This is a genomic window from Thermocatellispora tengchongensis, from assembly GCF_014202315.1.
GTDB lineage: Bacteria > Actinomycetota > Actinomycetes > Streptosporangiales > Streptosporangiaceae > Thermocatellispora > Thermocatellispora tengchongensis.
Map to the genome: position 1 here is coordinate 277,682 of NZ_JACHGN010000004.1, position 16,662 is coordinate 294,343.

The following is a 16,662-nucleotide window of genomic DNA, read 5'->3' on the forward strand; positions in this document are numbered from 1 at the left end:
AACCTGACGATCACGCGGGGACCTCCGAGCGTACGGACGGGTGCCAGGCCAGGACCCTGCGTTCCAGCAGCCGCACCGCCGAATTGACCGCGATGCCGACCAGCCCGGCCAGCACCACCAGGGCGTACACCGTGGAGACCGCGCCGCTGGACTGGGCGACCTGGATGGACAGCCCGAGGCCGGGACCGCCGATGACCAGCTCGGCGGTGACGGCCAGGATGAAGGCGACCGCGGCGGCCAGGCGCAGCCCGGTCATCACGTACGGCAGCGCCGTCGGCCAGATCAGGTGCCGGACGCGGGACCAGGCCGACAGCCCGTACGAGCGGGCGGTGTCGTAGGCGACCCGGTCCACGTCGGCCACGCCGTACAGGACCTGGATCAGGACCTGCCAGAAGGAGGCGTACACGACGAGCAGCAGTGTGGAGCCCAGGGAGGCGCCGAACAGCAGCGTGGCGAGCGGGATCAGCGCCACCGACGGGATCGGGCGCAGGAACTCGACGGTGGAGTGGGTGGCGGCGCGCAGGCCGGGGACCGTACCGATGATCACGCCCAGCACGACGGCGGCGCAGAAGGCGATGGCGAGGCCGATGGCCCAGCCGCGCATGGTCTCGCCCAGCGCGAGCCACAGCTCGGCGGTGGCCAGCTCCCGGGCGAGCGTGGCCAGGATCTCGGAGGCGGGCGGCAGGAACCGCCGGTCCACCAGGCCGAGCCGGGGCACGGCCTCCATGACGCCGAGCATGACGGCCAGGCCGACCGCCCCGTGGGCCCACCGGGGCAGGCCGCTCATGGGATCAGCGAGGCGACGTCGGCCCTGGTCTTGAGCACCCCGTCGGCGAGCGCGAGGTCGGCGATGGTCTGCACGGACTCCCTGTTGACCTCGGCCGGCCACTTGGGCAGGTTCATCTCGGCGATGACCTCGGGCGCGATCTTGGTGTAGGTCTTCAGGATCTCCCTGACCTCGCCGGGGTGGGAGTCGGCGTACCGGAGCGACTCGTTGATCGCGGCGCTGAACCGCCTGACCAGGTCGGGATCGGTCTTGCTGGTGGTGAAGTACATCGCCACGGTGAGGCCGGGGGCGGCGTCGGCGAAGTTCCACGCGACGGGCCGCGCGCCCTGGGCGCGGGCCTGGCTGACGAACGGCTCGACCACCCAGATCGCGTCCACCTGGCCGTTCTGCAGCGCGGCGGGCGCGTCGGGGAAGGCCAGCTCGACGAACTCGATGCCGGACGGGTCGCCGCCCGCCTTGCGTACCGAGGCGCGCACGGTGGTGTCGCCGATGTTGCGGAGCTGGTTCACCGAGATCTTGCGCCCGGCGAGGTCCTTGGCGGACCTGATCGGGCTGTCCTGCTTGACCAGGACGGCGCTGAAGTCCTTGCCCTGCTCTCCCGTGGAGGAGACGCCGTTGGCGACCACCTTGACGTCGAGCCCCTGCTCCTTGGCGGTGAGCAGCGAGGTGGTGTTGGCGAAGGCGAACTGGAACTGGCCGCTGACCGTGCCGCTGACGGCGGCGGCGCCGCCCTGCACCGGGGTGATGGTCAGGTCGATGTTCTGCTTGTCGAACAGGCCCTTGGCCTTGCCGAGGTGGATGGGCGCGGTGTCCACGATCGCGATGACACCGGCGTTGACCTTGTCCTTGCCTCCCTGGGCGGTGCCGCCGGTGCCGCCGGAGCCGGAGGGGCCGCAGGCCGAGGTGGCGGTGAGCAGGATGCCGGCGGTCAAGGCGGCTAAGGGGGTGAGGGAACGGCGCATAGAGGCTCCCGCCTGTTCGCGATCCGTACAGATATTCTTTGACCGAACATCGTGATATCGCGGAAGTTACGCCGCTCTTTCCTGGAGTGTCAAGGAGCGTTGTGGCCGCGTTGACCGGGCTGTTATGACCTGCGTAAGGTCACCGACGAACTGCGGTTCGCCATACGAACGCCCCGGTCGCGTACCGCGTTCGCGGTGTGCCGCATGATGGAGCTGACAGGAGGACCCGTGACGCCGCCGACCACCACCACCGACGTCTTCGTGCTCGACGCCGTGCGCACGCCCATCGGCAGGGTGGGGGGCGCGCTGGCGGGCGTCCGCCCCGACGACCTGGCCGCGCACGTCGTACGCGCCGTGGCCGACCGGGCGCCCGAGCTCGACCCGGCCCGCATCGACGACGTGATCTTCGGCGCGGCCAACGGCGCCGGCGAGGACAACCGCAACGTCGCCCGCATGGCGGTGCTGCTCGCCGGGCTGCCGGTGACCGTGCCCGGCAGCACCGTGAACCGGCTGTGCGGCTCGGGCCTGGAGGCGGCCATCGCCGCCTCGCGCGCGGTCGCGGTGGGCGATGCCTCCCTGGTCGTCGCGGGCGGCTCGGAGTCGATGACCCGCGCCCCCTGGGTGCAGCTCAAGCCCGAGCGCGCGTACGCCCGCGGCCCGCAGACCCTCCACGACACCGCGCTCGGCTGGCGCATGGTCAACCCGCGCATGCCCGAGCAGTGGACCGTCTCCCTCGGCGAGAGCACCGAGATCCTGGCCGAGAAGTACGGCGTCACCCGCGAGGCTCAGGACGCGTTCGCGCTGCGCAGCCACCAGAAGGCGGCGGCGGCCTGGGAGCGCGGCGTCTTCGCCGACGAGGTGGTCCCCGTCCCCGGCACCGAGCTGGAGCGCGACGAGGGCATCCGCCCCGAATCCTCCCTGGAGGCGCTGGCCCGGCTCAAGCCGGTCTTCCGCAAGAACGGCACCGTCACCGCGGGCAACTCCTCCCCGCTCAACGACGGCGCCGCCGCGCTGCTGATCGGCGACGAGGCGGGCGCGGAGATGTCCGGCCGCCGCCCGCTGGCCCGGATCGTCTCCCGCGCCGCCGCCGGAGTGGAGCCGCACCTGTTCGGCAGCGGCCCGGTCGAGGCCGCCCGCACCGCGCTCAAGCGGGCCGGGCTGGGCTGGTCCGACCTGAGCGCGGTGGAGCTGAACGAGGCGTTCGCGGCCCAGTCGCTGGCCTGCCTGGCCGAGTGGCCCGACCTCGACCCCGAGATCGTCAACGTCAACGGCGGCGCCATCGCGATCGGCCACCCGCTCGGCTGCTCCGGCGCGCGCATCCTCGGCTCGCTGGCCTGGGAGCTGCACCGGCGCGGCGGCGGCTACGGCCTGGCCGCGATCTGCATCGGCGTCGGCCAGGGTCTGGCCGTCGTCCTCGAAGGAGTCTGAGGACCCGGGGGTGCTCATGGACCTGTTCTCCGGAACCTTCGCGCGCGGCTCGACCGCGCCCGAGGTGTCCGCGGCGGGCTGGCTGGCCGCGATGCTCGACGTCGAGGCCGCGCTCGCGGTCGCGCAGGCCGGGCTCGGCCTGATGCCGCCCGAGGCCGCCGCGGCCATCGAGGACGCGTGCGCGCCCGAGCGGTACGACGTGGGCAAGCTCGCCGAGCTGGCCGGCCCGGCCGGCAACCCGGTGATCCCGCTGGTGGCGGCGCTGCGCGAGCAGGTGCCGCCCGAGCACCGCAAGCACGTCCACCGGGGCGCGACCAGCCAGGACGTCAACGACACCGCCGCCATGCTGGTCGCGCGCCGGGCGCTGGCCCCGCTCATCGCCGACCTCGACGCGATCCGCGACGCCTGCGCCGCGCTCGCCGACGCCCACCGGCGCACGGTCATGGCCGGGCGCACGGTCGGGCAGCAGGCCGTGCCGGTCACCTTCGGGCTCAAGGCCGCGGGCTGGCTCACCGCGCTCGGCCGCGACCGGGCCGCCCTGGTGGGCCTGCGGCTCCCGGTCCAGTACGGCGGCGCGGCCGGCACCCTGTCCGCGCTCGGCGGCCGGGGCCACGAGGTGATCCCCCGCCTCGCCGCCGAGCTCGACCTGGAGGAGCCGGTGCTGCCCTGGCACACCGACCGCACCCCGGTCGCCGAGCTGGCCTGCGCCCTCGGCATGACCTGCGGCACCCTGGCGAAGATCGCCACCGATGTGAAGCTGCTCGCCCAGACCGAGGTGGCCGAGGCCGCCGAGCCCGCCGCCCCCGGCCGGGGCGCCTCCAGCGCGATGCCGCACAAGCGCAACCCGGTCGGCGCGATGTCCGCGCTGGCCTGCGCGCAGCGGGTGCCGGGGCTGGTCGCCTCGGTGCTCGACGGCATGGCCCAGGAGCACGAGCGGGCCGCCGGCCCCTGGCAGGCCGAGTGGGAGACCCTGGGCGACCTGCTCCGGCTCACCGGCAGCGCGGCGTCCTGGATGCGCGAGGTGCTGGAGGGGCTGCGCGTCGATCCGGAACGCATGCGGGCCAACCTGGAGCTCACCGGCGGGCTGCCGATGGCCGAACACGTCGTCGCGGCCCTCGGCGGCGGCCCCGACGCCCGGCGTACGGTGGACGCGGCCTGCGCCGCCGCCGTCGAGCGGGGCGTGCCGCTGCGCGAGGCGCTGATCGAGGAGAATGTGGCGCTGACGCCCGAGGAGATCGACGCCGCGCTCGACCCGGCCGGATACCTCGGCTCGGCGGAGGTCTTCATCGACCGCGCCCTGGCCGCCCACCACCACGACGCAACTGGAGCATGATGACCGCCCCCGTCCACTACGAGATCATCGGCGACCCCGACGCTCCCCCGCTGGTGCTGTCCAGCTCGCTCGGCACCACGGCCGCCATGTGGGACCCCCAGCTCACCGCCCTCGCCGACCGCTTCCGGGTGATCCGGTACGACCACCGCGGCCACGGCCGCTCGCCGGTGCCGCCCGGGCCGTACACGGTGGCCGACCTGGGCGGCGACGTGCTGGCCCTGCTCGACCACCTCGGCGTGGCGCGCGCGAGTTTCGCCGGGCTGTCGCTGGGCGGCATGACCGGCATGTGGCTGGCCGCCAACGCGCCCGCGCGGATCGACCGGCTCGCGCTGCTGTGCACCTCGGCCAAGCTCGGCACCCCGCAGATGTGGGAGGAGCGGGCGGCGCTGGTCCTCGCCGAGGGCACCGGCACGCTCGCCGAGGCGGCCATCGGCCGCTGGTTCACCCCCGGGTTCGCCGAGCGCCGCCCCGAGGTCACCGCCGTGTACGCCAAGATGATCACCGACACGCCCGACGACGGCTACGCCGCGTGCTGCCGGGCCATCGGCGCCATGGACCAGACCGGCGACCTGGGCCGGATCACCGCGCCCACCCTGGTGCTCGCCGGCGCCGACGACCCGTCCACGCCGCCCGAGACCGACGGGCGGGTCATCGCCGACGGCATCCCCGGCGCCCGGCTGGTCGTCGTGCCCGACGCCGCCCACCTGGCCAACGTGGAGCAGCCCGGCGCGGTGACCGGCCACCTTCTCGACCACCTCGCAGGGAGCTGAACACATGGACCAGTGGGCCGCCGGAGACGCCACCCGCCGCGCCGTGCTCGGCGACGAGCACGTGGACCGGGCGAAGCAGCGCACCACCTCCTTCACCGCCGACTTCCAGGACTTCATCACCCGCTACGCCTGGGGCGAGATCTGGACCCGCCCCGGCCTGGACCGCCGCACCCGGAGCTGCGTCACCCTGGCGCTGCTCACCGCGCTCGGCCACCACAACGAGCTGGGCATGCACGTGCGCGCGGCCCTGGGCAACGGGCTCACCCCCGACGAGATCAAGGAGGTGCTGCTGCAGACCGGCGTGTACGCCGGTGTGCCCGCCGCCAACTCCGCCTTCGCCATCGCGCAGGAGGTCCTGGCGGCCGAGGGCGCCATCGAGGCGGGAGGGGCCGATGGACGAGCCGGCTGACCGCGGCTCCGACTACGTCCAGTCGCTGGCCCGGGGCCTGGCGGTGATCCGGGCGTTCAGCGCCGAAACCCCCGAGCTGACGCTGAGCGAGGTCGCCCGGGAGACCGGGCTCACCCGGGCCGCGGCGCGGCGGTTCCTGCTCACCCTGACCGAGCTCGGCTACGTGCGCACCGACGGGCGGCTGTTCGCGCTCTCGCCGCGCATCCTGGAGCTGGGCTACGCCTACCTGTCCAGCCTCTCGCTGCCCGAGGTCGCCGAGCCGCACCTGGAGCGGCTGGTGGCCGAGGTGCACGAGTCGGCCTCGGTCGCGGTGCTCGACGGCGACCACATCGTGTACGTCGCCCGGGTCGCGACCAGCCGGATCATGCGGGTCACGATCAGCATCGGCACCCGGTTCCCGGCCCACTGCACCTCGATGGGCCGGGTGCTGCTGGCCTGGATGCCCGGCCTGGACGCCTACCTGGAGTCGGCCGGGCTGCGGCGGATGACGGCGCGTACGATCACCTCCCCGGCGGCGCTGTCGGCCGAGCTGGCCCGGGTGCGGGCGCAGGGCTGGGCGATGGTGGACCAGGAGCTGGAGGAGGGCCTGCGCTCGATCGCCGCGCCGATCCGCGACCGCTCGGGCAAGGTCGTGGCCGCGGTGAACATCTCCACCCACGCCAGCCGGACCAGCCTCGACTCCGCCCGCCGCGACCTGCTGCCGCCGCTGCTGGCCACCGCGGCCAGGATCGAGGCCGACCTGCACGCCACCAAGGCCACCGGCTCCCGGCTGTCGGCGCCCTGACCTCGCGATCCTGCCGCTGACAACGTTGTCAGCCGTGCCCGTGATGCGGGATGATCGGTGCGTGACCGATGCCGCGCGGGGGCGCCCCACGATGAAGGACGTCGCCACCGCAGCCGGGGTGGCGCTCAAGACCGTCTCCCGGGTCGTCAACGACGAGCCGGGAGTCAACCCGGAGACGGCGGCCCGGGTCAGGGCCGCCATCGACCGGCTCGGCTACCGCCGCAACGAGAGCGCCCGGGTGCTGCGCCGGGGCCGCACGGCCACGATCGGCCTGGTGATCGAGGACGTCTCCGACCCGTTCTACTCCGCGCTGAACCGCGCGGTGGAGGACGTGGCCACCCGGAACGGCTCGCTGGTGCTCACCGGCTCCTCCGCCGAGAACCCGGCCCGCGAGCGGGAGCTGGTGCTCACGTTCTGCGACCGCCGCGTGGACGGCCTGATCATCGTGCCCGCCGGCAACGACCACGCGTACCTGCTGCCCGAGCTCAAGGCCGGCACCGTGGCCGTCTTCGCCGACCGCCCTCCGGAGCCGGGCCTGGACCTGGACGCGGTGCTGTGCGACAACGCCGGCGGGGTCGGGCAGGGCGTGGAGCACCTGATCCGGCACGGCCACCGCAGGATCGCCTTCCTGGGCGACCACCCCGCCATCTTCACCGCCGCCGAACGCCTCCACGGCTACCGCACCGCCCTGGAGGCCGCGGGCATCCCGGCGGACGACCGCCTGATCTCGATGGGCCCGCCCGGCCAGGCCCGGATGGCCGTCGAGCTGACCCGGATGCTCGCACTCCCCGACCCGCCCACCGCCCTCCTGACCGGCAACGGCCGCCTCACCGTCACCGCCCTGCGCGTCCTGGCCACCCGGCCCCCGCCGCATCCGGCCCTGGTCGGCTTCGACGACTTCGAGCTGTCCGACCTGATCGTCCCCGGCGTCACCGTGATCGCGCAGAACTCCTCCGGCCTGGGCCGCGTGGCCGCCGAACTCCTCTTCCGGCGCCTGTCGGGCCACACCGGCCCGGCCCGGCGCATCCGCCTGCCCACCCACCTCATCGCCCGCGGCAGCGGTGAACTGCCCCCACCGTGATCCCGTCACAGGCCGACGAGGGCTTCCTTCAGGGAGGTGGCGGCGAGGACCCGCCCGAGCGCGGCCCGCAGGGCGGTGAGCCGGTCGGGCGGGAGGTCGAGACGCACCTCGAACGTGGGGCCGGTCCACATCGCGTCGGCGGCCTCCGTGGTGAGGTCGAAGCGGAGTACGGCGCCGTCGAGGGTGATCGAGCGCACGCCGGTGTTGGTGCCGCTGGCCTCGGGGCGGGCGATCCAGTAGGCGCTGCCGTGCCCCACGCAGATCAGGCGGTCATGGCCGGCGCGGCCGTCGGTGAACACGAGTGTGGTCCGGTCGCGCTCCTCGACCAGCTCGAAGCCGCCTACGGTCGTGCGCGTGGCGGGGACGTAGGCCAGCTCGCCGGAGATCGCGGGCACCGGCTTCCCGCCGCCGGGCCATGACGCCGTGTCGCGGTGGCCGGGCTGCTGGGGCAGCGGGAGCGGGACTGCCGTGGGGAGGGCGTCCAGCAGCCAGGGCGGCACCCGATCCCGCGGGTGGGCGGCCAGCTCGCCGAGCGCGACGAGGCCGGGCACGGTGTCCTCGAACGGCCGGTCGGTGTCGTCCACGCGGCCGGTGTAGCCGCGGGTGCCGGGGGTGAAGGTCAGCTCGCAGGTGAACCAGGTGCCCGCCCCCTCGGTCCAGGAGACCTCGCGCAGGCGCTGGAACGGCTCGTCCAGGCCCGCGACCGTGATCGGCTCGCCGTCGCGGGTCACCGTCGTGCGGGCGAGGGTGCCGACCTGCGCCCGGCGTACGGTGAGGCGGGACCAGCCTGGGGCGGCGGCCGCACGGGCCAGGTCGCCGATCCGCATGCGCAGGGCGTGGGCCTGGTGATGGCGCGAACCGTAAGACGGACCCATGGCGCCTATGCCTCCTTCGGGGCGGTGAGCAGGGCGTGCAGGCGGCGGGCCTCGCGCACCAGGTCGCTGGAGCCGGCGCGGGCGGCGGTGTCGCGCACTTCGGGGATCTCGCCGCGCGCGCCGCACCAGGTGGCCAGGGTGGTGGCCAGCGCCAGGAGGCCGGCCAGGCCGTGGCGGGGGCGCTTCCCGGTGGCGGGCAGCAGGAGCGGCAGCGCGGCGGCCGTCGCCTGCCATGCCTGGGCGTGGCCGCCCTCGCGGGCCAGCGTGTCGAGACCGGTGACCAGCTCGCCCATCCGGACCCGGCCGACCCGCAGGAGCAGGGCGAGCTGACGGCCCAGCTCGGCGGCCGGCAGCTCGCCCCTGGCGGCCAGTTCCAGCACCGGCTCGACCTCCTCGGGGCGCCGGGGGTCGGCGAGCATGCGGGCGAGCAGCAGCGCGAGCGCCGATCCCACCGGCCCCTCGGCCCGTACGAGCCGGGTGACCTCATCCCCGAGCACGGGGCTCCAGTAGCTCGGCAGCAGGTAGGGCAGCAGGTGGGCCGCGGCGACCTCGCGGTGGGAGGGCAGGGTGGCGGGCCACCAGGCCAGATGGGTGCCCTGGACGTCGTGGTGGCGCACCTTGCCCAGCACCAGGTCCACCAGCGGCAGCCCGGTCGGCGCCGCGTTCGCCTCCGGCTCGAAGCACTCATCCGGCGCGTGCCATCGCACCGAGACCTCGGCCTCGGGACAGGTCCAGGCGGCGACGATGCGGGCCGCGCCGGAGGTCAGCCGGCCCGCCCGCGCCATGGCCTCGGGGTCGGGGGTGCGGGGCAGGCGGAGCAGCGCCTGCTGGAGGTCGGCGGCCGGCGGCTTGACCCCGGCGGCCTCCAGGACCTCAAGCCGCCGCACCAGCTCGGCCGCCTCGACGTGCCCGGTGGACAACGTGGGCGTGGCCAGGAGGAGCGGCGGCAGGGTGCCCTCCTCGGCGGCCTTGTGGATCTCGGCCACCCGGTGCAACAGCAGCAGCGCCGGTGGGGCGATCGGGCGGTCGCGCGGCAACCGGTCGCGCCACGCCCCGGCCACCGGGGACGCGCCGTCGAGCGTGCGGGCCGCGGCCATCAGCCAGTAGTCGGCGTGGTCCCACTGTTTGTAGACGTGCAGGCGAGCGTAGTGGTTGCGGTACATCTCGCCGCGCAGCACCGCGAGCAGGGCCTCGCGGTCGCGGTGGGCGAGCACGACGAACCCGGCCAGCAGCCGCTCCCACGCCGCCCAGTCGCGCTCACCGGCGAGCACCTCGGCGAACTCGGCGGCGGTCTCGATCGGGGCGGGCAGGCGGGTGGCGCGCGGCGGGGGCTCGGGCAGCGGGGGCGGCGCGGGCTCGGCCTCCTCCACCGCGACCTCGGCGCCGGGGAAGGCCGCCGCGGCGCGCTCGCCGAGCTCGGCCGGCAGGAGCGGGATCGCCTCGCGTACGGTGGCGCGGCCCTGCTCGCCCATCGCGGCCACGTGGGCGAGCGCGAGGGTCACCGCCCGCTCCCGCAACTCGGCCGACTCGGCGGCGAAGGCGCGGGCCAGGGGCGCGGCGATGCGGCCGGCGAGTGCGGGATCACGGCGTACGGCCCGGTCGAGCCAGGTCAGACCGGCCTTGACGAGCTTGCGCTCGGGGCGGAACAGCAGGGAATCCCAGATCTCGGCGAGGTGGCCGGGGTCGAGGGCGGGCTGCGCGCGCAGGTGCTTCACGGCCGCCTCGGCGACCGGGCCGGGGGACGCGGCCAGCAGCCGCACGTAGTCGCGCACGCGCGGCTCGACCTCCTCCGGGGCGGGGGCCAGCGCCTCGTGCAGGCGGGCGAAGAAGCGCAGGTCGGTGGCCGAGCCGCCGAGCAGGAAGCGGTGCACGCAGCCCTCGATCAGGCTCTCGCGCCCGACCCGGCCCGCCTCGGCCATCTTCAGCAGCGCGCCGAGCCAGCCCTGGTCGGTCTCGCGCCACCACTGCAGCGCCCGGCCCACGCCCTCGGCCTCGAACAGGCGCGGCAGCAGCGTGTCGATCAGCGGGTCGGCGTACGGCGGCTCCGGCGGGACCTCCTGCACCCAGCCCACCACCAGGGGGTCGTGCCGCGGCGGGTCGATGCCGGTCTGACGGACCATGGCCAGCGCGAGCGGCATGCCGCGATCGTCGCCGGTGCGCATGCGCAGGACCAGCCGTTCGGCCAGGTCGGCACGCCAGGCGGCGGGCCGGTCGGCGGTCACGGCGAGGATGAGCTCCACGTCGTTGTCGGGGCCGTCCCACTGCGGGGCGAAGTCGCGCCGGTAGAGCCAGGAGGCCACCGCGGCGGCCCCGCCCAGGGTGGCCGCCCCGGCCACCCGCAGCACGGTCGCGTACGGGGCCAGGGCGCCGTCCCAGGACTCCTCGAACCGCCCTTTCAGCTTCTTGAGCAGGCCCGGTAATCGGGCCGCGACGTCCTTGCGCGCGGCGGAGTCCAGCTCGGTGACCCGCTCCGCGAGCCGGGCGGCGTAGCGCTGCTCGATCAGCTTCTCGATCTCGCCCCAGTGGTCCATGCCGCGGACACTAGTGAGCCGCTCCGACACTTTCCACGCCTTCCCGTACGGGCGTGAGGTGGCGGCGCAGCGCCAGGGCCGCGGCCACCGCGCCCAGGCCGGACAGGGCGATGGCGTGGTGCGGCGTGGTCAGCTCGGCGAGTACGCCCACCAGGGCCGCGCCGACGGCCTGGCCGGTCATCAGGCCCGCCGAGGCCACCCCGAACGCCTGCCCGCGCACCCGCTCGGGCACGGCGTCCACGAACCGGCGCTGAAGCCCCAGGTTGTAGCCGAGGCAGGCCGCCGCGAGCGCGGCCAGGGCGGCGGCGGCCACCGGGCCGGGGCGCAGCGCGAACAGGGTGAGCGGGAGCCCGAGCGCGGCGGCCAGCGGGAACGCCAGCCGTTCGCGCAGCGCCGGGCGGGCGAAGCGGCCCACGGCGAACTCCCCCGCCGCCATCCCGGCCGCCGCCGCGGCCAGCGCGGCCGAGGCCGCCCCGGTCAGGTAGGGCACGAACATGGCCTCCGCGCCGGCCAGGAACAGCACCGGCAGCCACTGGGCGAGCAGCAGGCCGCGTACGCGGCGGTCCCCCAGCAGCTCGCGGTTGCCGCGCAGCGTCGCGCGTACGGTGCCCGCCCGCCTCTCGCCGCGCGCCGGCAGGCCGGGCAGCCCGAGCCGCAGCACCACCGCCGCCACACCCGACAGGGCGGCCGTGCCGGCCAGCGCGCCCTCGGGCCCGGTCAGGGCGATGAACGCGCCGCCCACGGCGAGCCCGGCGATCTGCGCGCTCGCGGAGGTCACGCCGAGCAGCGACCGGCCGAGCACGAAGGCGTCGCCGGGCAGCAGGTCGGGCAGCACCGCGTTCCTGACCGCGCCGAACACCGGCGCGAACAGGCCGGTGACCAGCACCAGCGCGAGCATCGCCCAGATGGGCAGCCCGGCGAAGGCCAGCGCCAGGCACACCACGAGCCGGGTCAGCTCGCCGGCGACCATCAGGCCCCGCGGGGGCAGCCGGTCGGCCAGGGCGAGCAGCAGCGTGCCCCCGGCGAGGTACGGCAGCCAGCCCGCCATGTACGCCAGCGCGGACAGCCCGGCCGATCCGGTGCGCGCGTAGACCAGCACCGACAGCGCCAGCATCTTGACCTGCTCGCCGATGACGAGCAGCGCGAAGCCGCCGAACAGCACCCGGAACTCCCGGACCGCGAACACGTCGCGGAACCGCGCCGCAGCCTCCACGGCCTGCTCCTTCCGCCCGCCGATGTCCCGTGCCCGAGACCCGGCGTCGATGCTGCGTGAGGCGGGCCGCACCTGGCTAAGCTTTCGGACATATCCGAAAGGACGGGCTGGGGTGATCCGGATCGAGGTCACCTCCGCCGACCTCGCGGCGTCCAGGTTCGCGGTGTCCCCGCTGCTGGAGACCATGCACGCCCTGTGGACGCTGTCGGGACGGGCGGAGGCGGGCCCGCACCGGGCCTGGGTGGCACGGTGGCGGGGCGCGTACGCACGGCTGGCCCGGCGGCACCCGGGACTGGACGCCATCGCCGCGATCTCCGGGAACCGGGGCAGCGCGAACGTCGACTTCATCGCGCCCCCGCCCACGGGCGTACGGGCCGCGTTCGCCGACGAGCTGGCCCGGATGCGCGGGACCCCGCTGTCCCTGGCCCACGCGGAGATCGAGCGGGTGCTGGCCCGGCTGCCCCGGCCGCCCTCCCCCGGGGTGCTGGAGATCCTGCGCGGGCCCGACGTCGTACGGGTGATCGCCGAGGCGTTCGAGGCCGCCTGGACCGAGATCGTCGCCGCCGAGTGGCCCCGGTTCCGCGCCGTGCTGGAGCGCGACGTGGTGCAGCGGGCCGGGCGGCTGGCGGCGTACGGGTGGGGGGAGGCCCTGGACGACCTGGGCGAGCAGGTGCGCTGGCGCGCCGGGCACATCGAGCTGGCCATCGGCCCCGCCGACGAGATGCGGCGGCACGAACTGGGCGGGCGGGGCCTGCTGTTCCTGCCGACCGTGTTCAACCGGCGGGTGGCCGCGTTCCTGGACGACGCGTGGCCGTACGCGCTGATCTACCCGGCCCGCGGCGTCGGCGTGCCGCGGCCGGCCCCGCGCGGCCTGGCCACGCTGATCGGGCGCACCCGGGCGCGCGTCCTGGCCGAGCTGGCCGAGCCCGCCACCACCACCCAGCTCGCCGCGGTGCTCGGGGTGAGCCTGGGCACCGCGGGCGAGCATGTGGCCGCGCTGCGCGCGGCGGGCGCGGTCGCGGGCACGCGTACCGGCCGCTCGGTGCTGTACCACCGCACCGAGCTGGGCGACCTGCTGGCGCGGGCCGGGGAGGGGCCCTCGCTCAGCCCTTGAGCGCGCCCGCCATCAGCCCGCGCATGAAGAACCGGCCGAGCAGCACGTACACGATCATGGTCGGCACCGAGGCCAGGATGGCCGCGGCCATCTGCTGGCTGTACGGCGTGGCCTGCGCCCCCGCGATGTTGTTCAGCAGCACCGTGGCGGGCCAGCTCTGCGGCCCGGTCAGGAACACCGCGAACAGGAAGTCGTTCCACAGCGACGTGAACTGCCAGATGATCACCACCGCGAACGCGGGCCCCGACACCGGCAGGATCACCGACCGGTACGTGCGCAGCATCGTCGCCCCGTCCACGCGCGACGCCTCGATCAGCTCGTCGGGGATCGTGACGTAGTAGTTGCGGAAGATCAGCGTGCAGATCGGGATGCCGTAGACGACGTGCGCGAGAATCAGCCCGGGGATGTCGCCGTAGATGTCCAGGTTCACCATCAACTGCACCAGCGGGATCATGACCCCCTGATAAGGGATGAACATCCCGAACAGGAACAGCGTGAACACCAGGTCGGCCCCGGGGAAGCGCCACTTCGACAGCACGTAGCCGTTCATCGAGCCGAGCATCGCCGAGATCAGCGATCCCGGCACCGCCAGCAGCACGCTGTTCCACAGGCCGGGGCTCAGCTTCTCCCAGGCCACCCGCCACGCCTCGAAGGTCCAAATCTGCGGCAGGTTCCACGCCTGGCTCGGGTCGGCCTCGGTCAGCGGCTTGAAGCTGGTGGCCAGCAGCACGTACACCGGGATCAGGAACACCAGCACGAACAGGATGAGCAGGGCGTACCGGACGGTCAGCGCGACCCGCCCGCGTACCCTCGACCTCTCGACCGGCGCTTCATGCCGCCCCACCTGCGCCACAGTGGTGCTCATGACCGCCTCTCCTTCCTCTCTTTGCGCACCGACCAGATCAGGTACGGCACCACGAAGACGGTCACGGACAGCACGATGTACGCGGCGATCGTCGCGCCCTTGGCCGGGTCGTGCGAGTCGAACACCGCGACCCACATGAACACCGCGGGGACGTCGGTGATGATCTGCTTGCCGGCCACCGCGACGATCAGGTCGAAGACCTTGAGCGAGATGTGGCCCAGGATGATCAGCGCGGAGAGCGTGACCGGGCGCAGGTAGGGCAACACGATGTAGCGGTAGACCCGCCACTCGTTGCACCCGTCCACGCGGGCGGCCTCGCGCAGCTCCTCGGGCACGCCGCGGAAGCCGGCCAGGAACAGCGCCATCACGTAGCCCGACATCTGCCAGATCGCGGGGATCGCCATGGCGGCCATGCCCCAGTCGGGGTCGCGGAACCACTGCCACTGCAGGAAGTCCAGGCCCAGCCCGTCGAACAGCCGGTTCAGGCCGACCGCGCGCTCGTCCTGGCCCGCGTTCATCAGCCAGCGCCACACGATGCCGGTGGCGACGAACGAGACGGCCATCGGGAACAGGTAGATCGCCCGGAAGGTCCCCTCGCCCTTGATCCCCTTCTCCATCAGGAACGCCAGCAGCAGGCCGAGCAGCAGCGCCCCGAGTACGAACACGATCGTGAACACGATCGCGTGGTTCACCGAGATCGTCCAGCGCGGCTGGTCCCACAGCTCGACGAAGTTCGTCAGCCCGACGAACTGCCCCTCGGATATCTCATCGTGCTTGTCGGTCATGGCGAGCCGGAAGTTCCAGCCGAGCATCCCGTAGACGAACACCGCTATCGCGACGATCGAGGGGGACACCAGCAGCAGGCCCGGCAGCCACCTGCGCACGCTTCTCACCGGCAAAGACTCCTCTTCACGCAGGGCGGGCGCCCGAGCCGAGGCGTTCGGCTCGGGCGCCCGCATCCCGATCAGACGTGCCCGTCAACCTTTCCGGCCGTCAGCCCCGCGGCCGAACGCACTGTCCGCCGCTCACTGCCCGCTGCTCTTGGCGGCGGCGGCCAGGGCCTGCTGCAACTTGGCGACGTCCTGGTCCTGCTGGAACAGGCCGACGGCCTCGTTGATCGCGGTACGCCAGGCGTCGTTGACGACCACGCCGTGCTGGATGGAGCCGGCGAGCTTGTTGCTGCTCCAGTCGGACAGGGCGTCGGCGAGGTAGTCGGTGTACAGCGACTTGTCGGCGTCCGTACGGGCCGGGATCGAGCCCTTCTTCGGGTTGAAGGCGTCCTGGCCCTCCTTGCTGGCCGCGACCTTCAGCCAGGCGATGGCCCCGTCGCGGTTCGGCGCGCCCTTGGGCAGGGTGAAGCTGTCCGACAGCCACATGAACGTGCCCTCGGTGCCGGGCGCGGGCGCCCAGTCGAAGTCGGTCTTGGAGGTCTTGCCGAGGCCGCCCTCCGGCGGGTTGTGGAAGTAGCCGTACGCCCAGTCGCCCATGATGTTGAACGCGGCCTCGCCGTCGGCCACCTGCTTGGCGGCGGGCTGCCAGTCGTCCTGCGGGGTGCCGGCGTACGACATGATCTTCTGGAAGTCCTGCAGCGCCTTGGTCATCGCCGGGCCGCTCCAGTCGGAGTTCGCGGTCCAGAGCTGGTTGTACGCCTCGGTGCCGAGCGAGCCGAGCAGCACGTTCTCCAGCAGGTGGACGGCCGTCCACTCCGAGCCGATCGACAGCGGGACCTTGCCGGTCTTCTTGACGGCCTCAAGGGCGGTGATGAACTCCTCGATGGTCTTCGGCGCCCCGGCGACCCCGGCCTCCTTGAGCACGGCCGGGTTGAACCACAGCACGTTGGAGCGGTGGATGTTCACCGGCACCGAGTAGATGTTGCCGTCCACGGTGATCTGGTCGATGAGCTGCTTGGGGTAGACGTCGCGCAGCTTCAGCTCGTCGTAGAGGAAGTTGACCGGTTCGAGGTCGCCCGCCTTGATGTAGCCCTGCAGCTCGGCGCCCGCGTGCCCCTGGAAGGTGTCCGGCGGCGTGTCGGCCTGGAGCTTGGTGGTCAGCAGCGCCCGCGCCTTGTCGCCGGAGCCGCCCGCGACGGCGGCGTCGAAGAACGTCAGGTTCGGGTTCTGCTTTTCGAATATCTCGCGCATGGCCGTGAGCCCGTCGGCCTCGCCGGGGCCCGTCCACCACGAGAAGACCTCAACCTGCTTCTTGGCCGCTTCACCGCCGGACGCGCCCTGCCCGTCCTCGCCGCCGCCGCAAGCGGTGAGAGACAGGAGGCCCGCCATGGTGATCGCGACGGCCGAGACCCACCGTCGTCGCATCGATATCCGTCCCTTCAGGGGTTGAAGTAGACCGGACACGCGCAGAGCGCGCGTCCCCCGAGCACCGTCGTCGGTCAATCCTGACAACGTTGTCAGTTAGGCCCATCAACCCACTTCACCAACTCCGGCGTCAAGGTGTGTGGCGTAACGTCTCCGCATACGAGAGCGCTCTCCCGGCGCCGCCGCCGCAGATCC

The 16,662-nt window shown here is 73.7% G+C and carries 15 protein-coding genes; 7 read left to right on the plus strand and 8 right to left on the minus strand.

What is annotated here, in order from left to right:
* Nucleotides 1-10: 10 nt before the first annotated feature.
* On the minus strand, nt 11-787 hold the full coding sequence (locus tag HNP84_RS10655; protein WP_185049434.1) for an ABC transporter permease: 777 nt from the start codon (nt 785-787) through the stop codon (nt 11-13).
* Nucleotides 784-1,719 (minus strand): ABC transporter substrate-binding protein, encoded by a 936-nt coding sequence (locus HNP84_RS10660; protein WP_246518017.1) that lies wholly within the window; start codon nt 1,717-1,719, stop codon nt 784-786. The genes HNP84_RS10655 and HNP84_RS10660 overlap by 4 nt, the downstream gene beginning before the upstream one ends.
* Nucleotides 1,720-1,977: 258 nt before the next feature.
* Between HNP84_RS10660 and HNP84_RS10665 the strand changes: the two genes are divergently transcribed.
* From HNP84_RS10665 to HNP84_RS10690, 6 genes are all read left to right on the plus strand, one after another.
* Entirely contained in the window at nt 1,978-3,177 is a 1,200-nt protein-coding gene (locus HNP84_RS10665; RefSeq protein WP_312924343.1) for a thiolase family protein, read from the plus strand.
* A gap of 16 nt (nt 3,178-3,193) precedes the next feature.
* Nucleotides 3,194-4,510, plus strand: a complete 1,317-nt coding sequence (gene pcaB, locus HNP84_RS10670; protein WP_185049734.1) for a 3-carboxy-cis,cis-muconate cycloisomerase — start codon at nt 3,194-3,196, stop codon at nt 4,508-4,510.
* Nucleotides 4,507-5,280, plus strand: coding sequence for a 3-oxoadipate enol-lactonase (gene pcaD / locus HNP84_RS10675; RefSeq protein ID WP_312924345.1), 774 nt, complete (start codon nt 4,507-4,509; stop codon nt 5,278-5,280). The genes pcaB and pcaD overlap by 4 nt, the downstream gene beginning before the upstream one ends.
* 4 nt (nt 5,281-5,284) lie before the next feature.
* On the plus strand, nt 5,285-5,689 hold the full coding sequence (gene pcaC / locus HNP84_RS55950; RefSeq protein ID WP_185049441.1) for a 4-carboxymuconolactone decarboxylase: 405 nt from the start codon (nt 5,285-5,287) through the stop codon (nt 5,687-5,689).
* Entirely contained in the window at nt 5,673-6,473 is an 801-nt protein-coding gene (locus tag HNP84_RS10685; RefSeq protein ID WP_185049443.1) for an IclR family transcriptional regulator, read from the plus strand. Before pcaC ends, HNP84_RS10685 begins: the two co-directional genes overlap by 17 nt.
* Before the next feature lie 61 nt (nt 6,474-6,534).
* Entirely contained in the window at nt 6,535-7,554 is a 1,020-nt protein-coding gene (locus HNP84_RS10690) for a LacI family DNA-binding transcriptional regulator (protein ID WP_312924346.1), read from the plus strand.
* Between the two features lie 5 nt (nt 7,555-7,559).
* Here the strand turns inward: HNP84_RS10690 and HNP84_RS10695 are convergent, their stop codons facing one another.
* The 3 genes from HNP84_RS10695 to HNP84_RS10705 are packed head-to-tail and all read right to left on the minus strand — an operon-like array spanning nt 7,560 to nt 12,173.
* Nucleotides 7,560-8,429, minus strand: a complete 870-nt coding sequence (locus HNP84_RS10695; protein WP_185049445.1) for a hypothetical protein — start codon at nt 8,427-8,429, stop codon at nt 7,560-7,562.
* Nucleotides 8,430-8,434: 5 nt separating this feature from the next.
* Complete coding sequence (locus tag HNP84_RS54850; protein WP_185049447.1) at nt 8,435-10,960, minus strand: DUF7824 domain-containing protein; 2,526 nt, start codon at nt 10,958-10,960, stop codon at nt 8,435-8,437.
* A 10-nt stretch (nt 10,961-10,970) separates the two neighbouring features.
* The gene (locus tag HNP84_RS10705; RefSeq protein ID WP_185049449.1) at nt 10,971-12,173 is read right to left on the minus strand and encodes an MFS transporter; all 1,203 of its coding nucleotides are present in this window, start codon (nt 12,171-12,173) and stop codon (nt 10,971-10,973) included.
* Between the two features lie 112 nt (nt 12,174-12,285).
* Between HNP84_RS10705 and HNP84_RS10710 the strand changes: the two genes are divergently transcribed.
* On the plus strand, nt 12,286-13,287 hold the full coding sequence (locus HNP84_RS10710; RefSeq protein ID WP_312924349.1) for a helix-turn-helix domain-containing protein: 1,002 nt from the start codon (nt 12,286-12,288) through the stop codon (nt 13,285-13,287).
* Here HNP84_RS10710 and HNP84_RS10715 read toward each other — a convergent pair.
* The 3 genes from HNP84_RS10715 to HNP84_RS10725 all read right to left on the minus strand — a co-directional run bounded on the left by HNP84_RS10715 (nt 13,277) and on the right by HNP84_RS10725 (nt 16,467).
* The gene (locus HNP84_RS10715) at nt 13,277-14,152 is read right to left on the minus strand and encodes a carbohydrate ABC transporter permease (RefSeq protein ID WP_185049451.1); all 876 of its coding nucleotides are present in this window, start codon (nt 14,150-14,152) and stop codon (nt 13,277-13,279) included. The genes HNP84_RS10710 and HNP84_RS10715 overlap by 11 nt on opposite strands.
* On the minus strand, nt 14,149-15,045 hold the full coding sequence (locus tag HNP84_RS10720; RefSeq protein WP_312924352.1) for a carbohydrate ABC transporter permease: 897 nt from the start codon (nt 15,043-15,045) through the stop codon (nt 14,149-14,151). The genes HNP84_RS10715 and HNP84_RS10720 overlap by 4 nt, the downstream gene beginning before the upstream one ends.
* 132 nt (nt 15,046-15,177) lie before the next feature.
* On the minus strand, nt 15,178-16,467 hold the full coding sequence (locus HNP84_RS10725; protein ID WP_185049455.1) for an ABC transporter substrate-binding protein: 1,290 nt from the start codon (nt 16,465-16,467) through the stop codon (nt 15,178-15,180).
* Nucleotides 16,468-16,662: the final 195 nt, after the last annotated feature.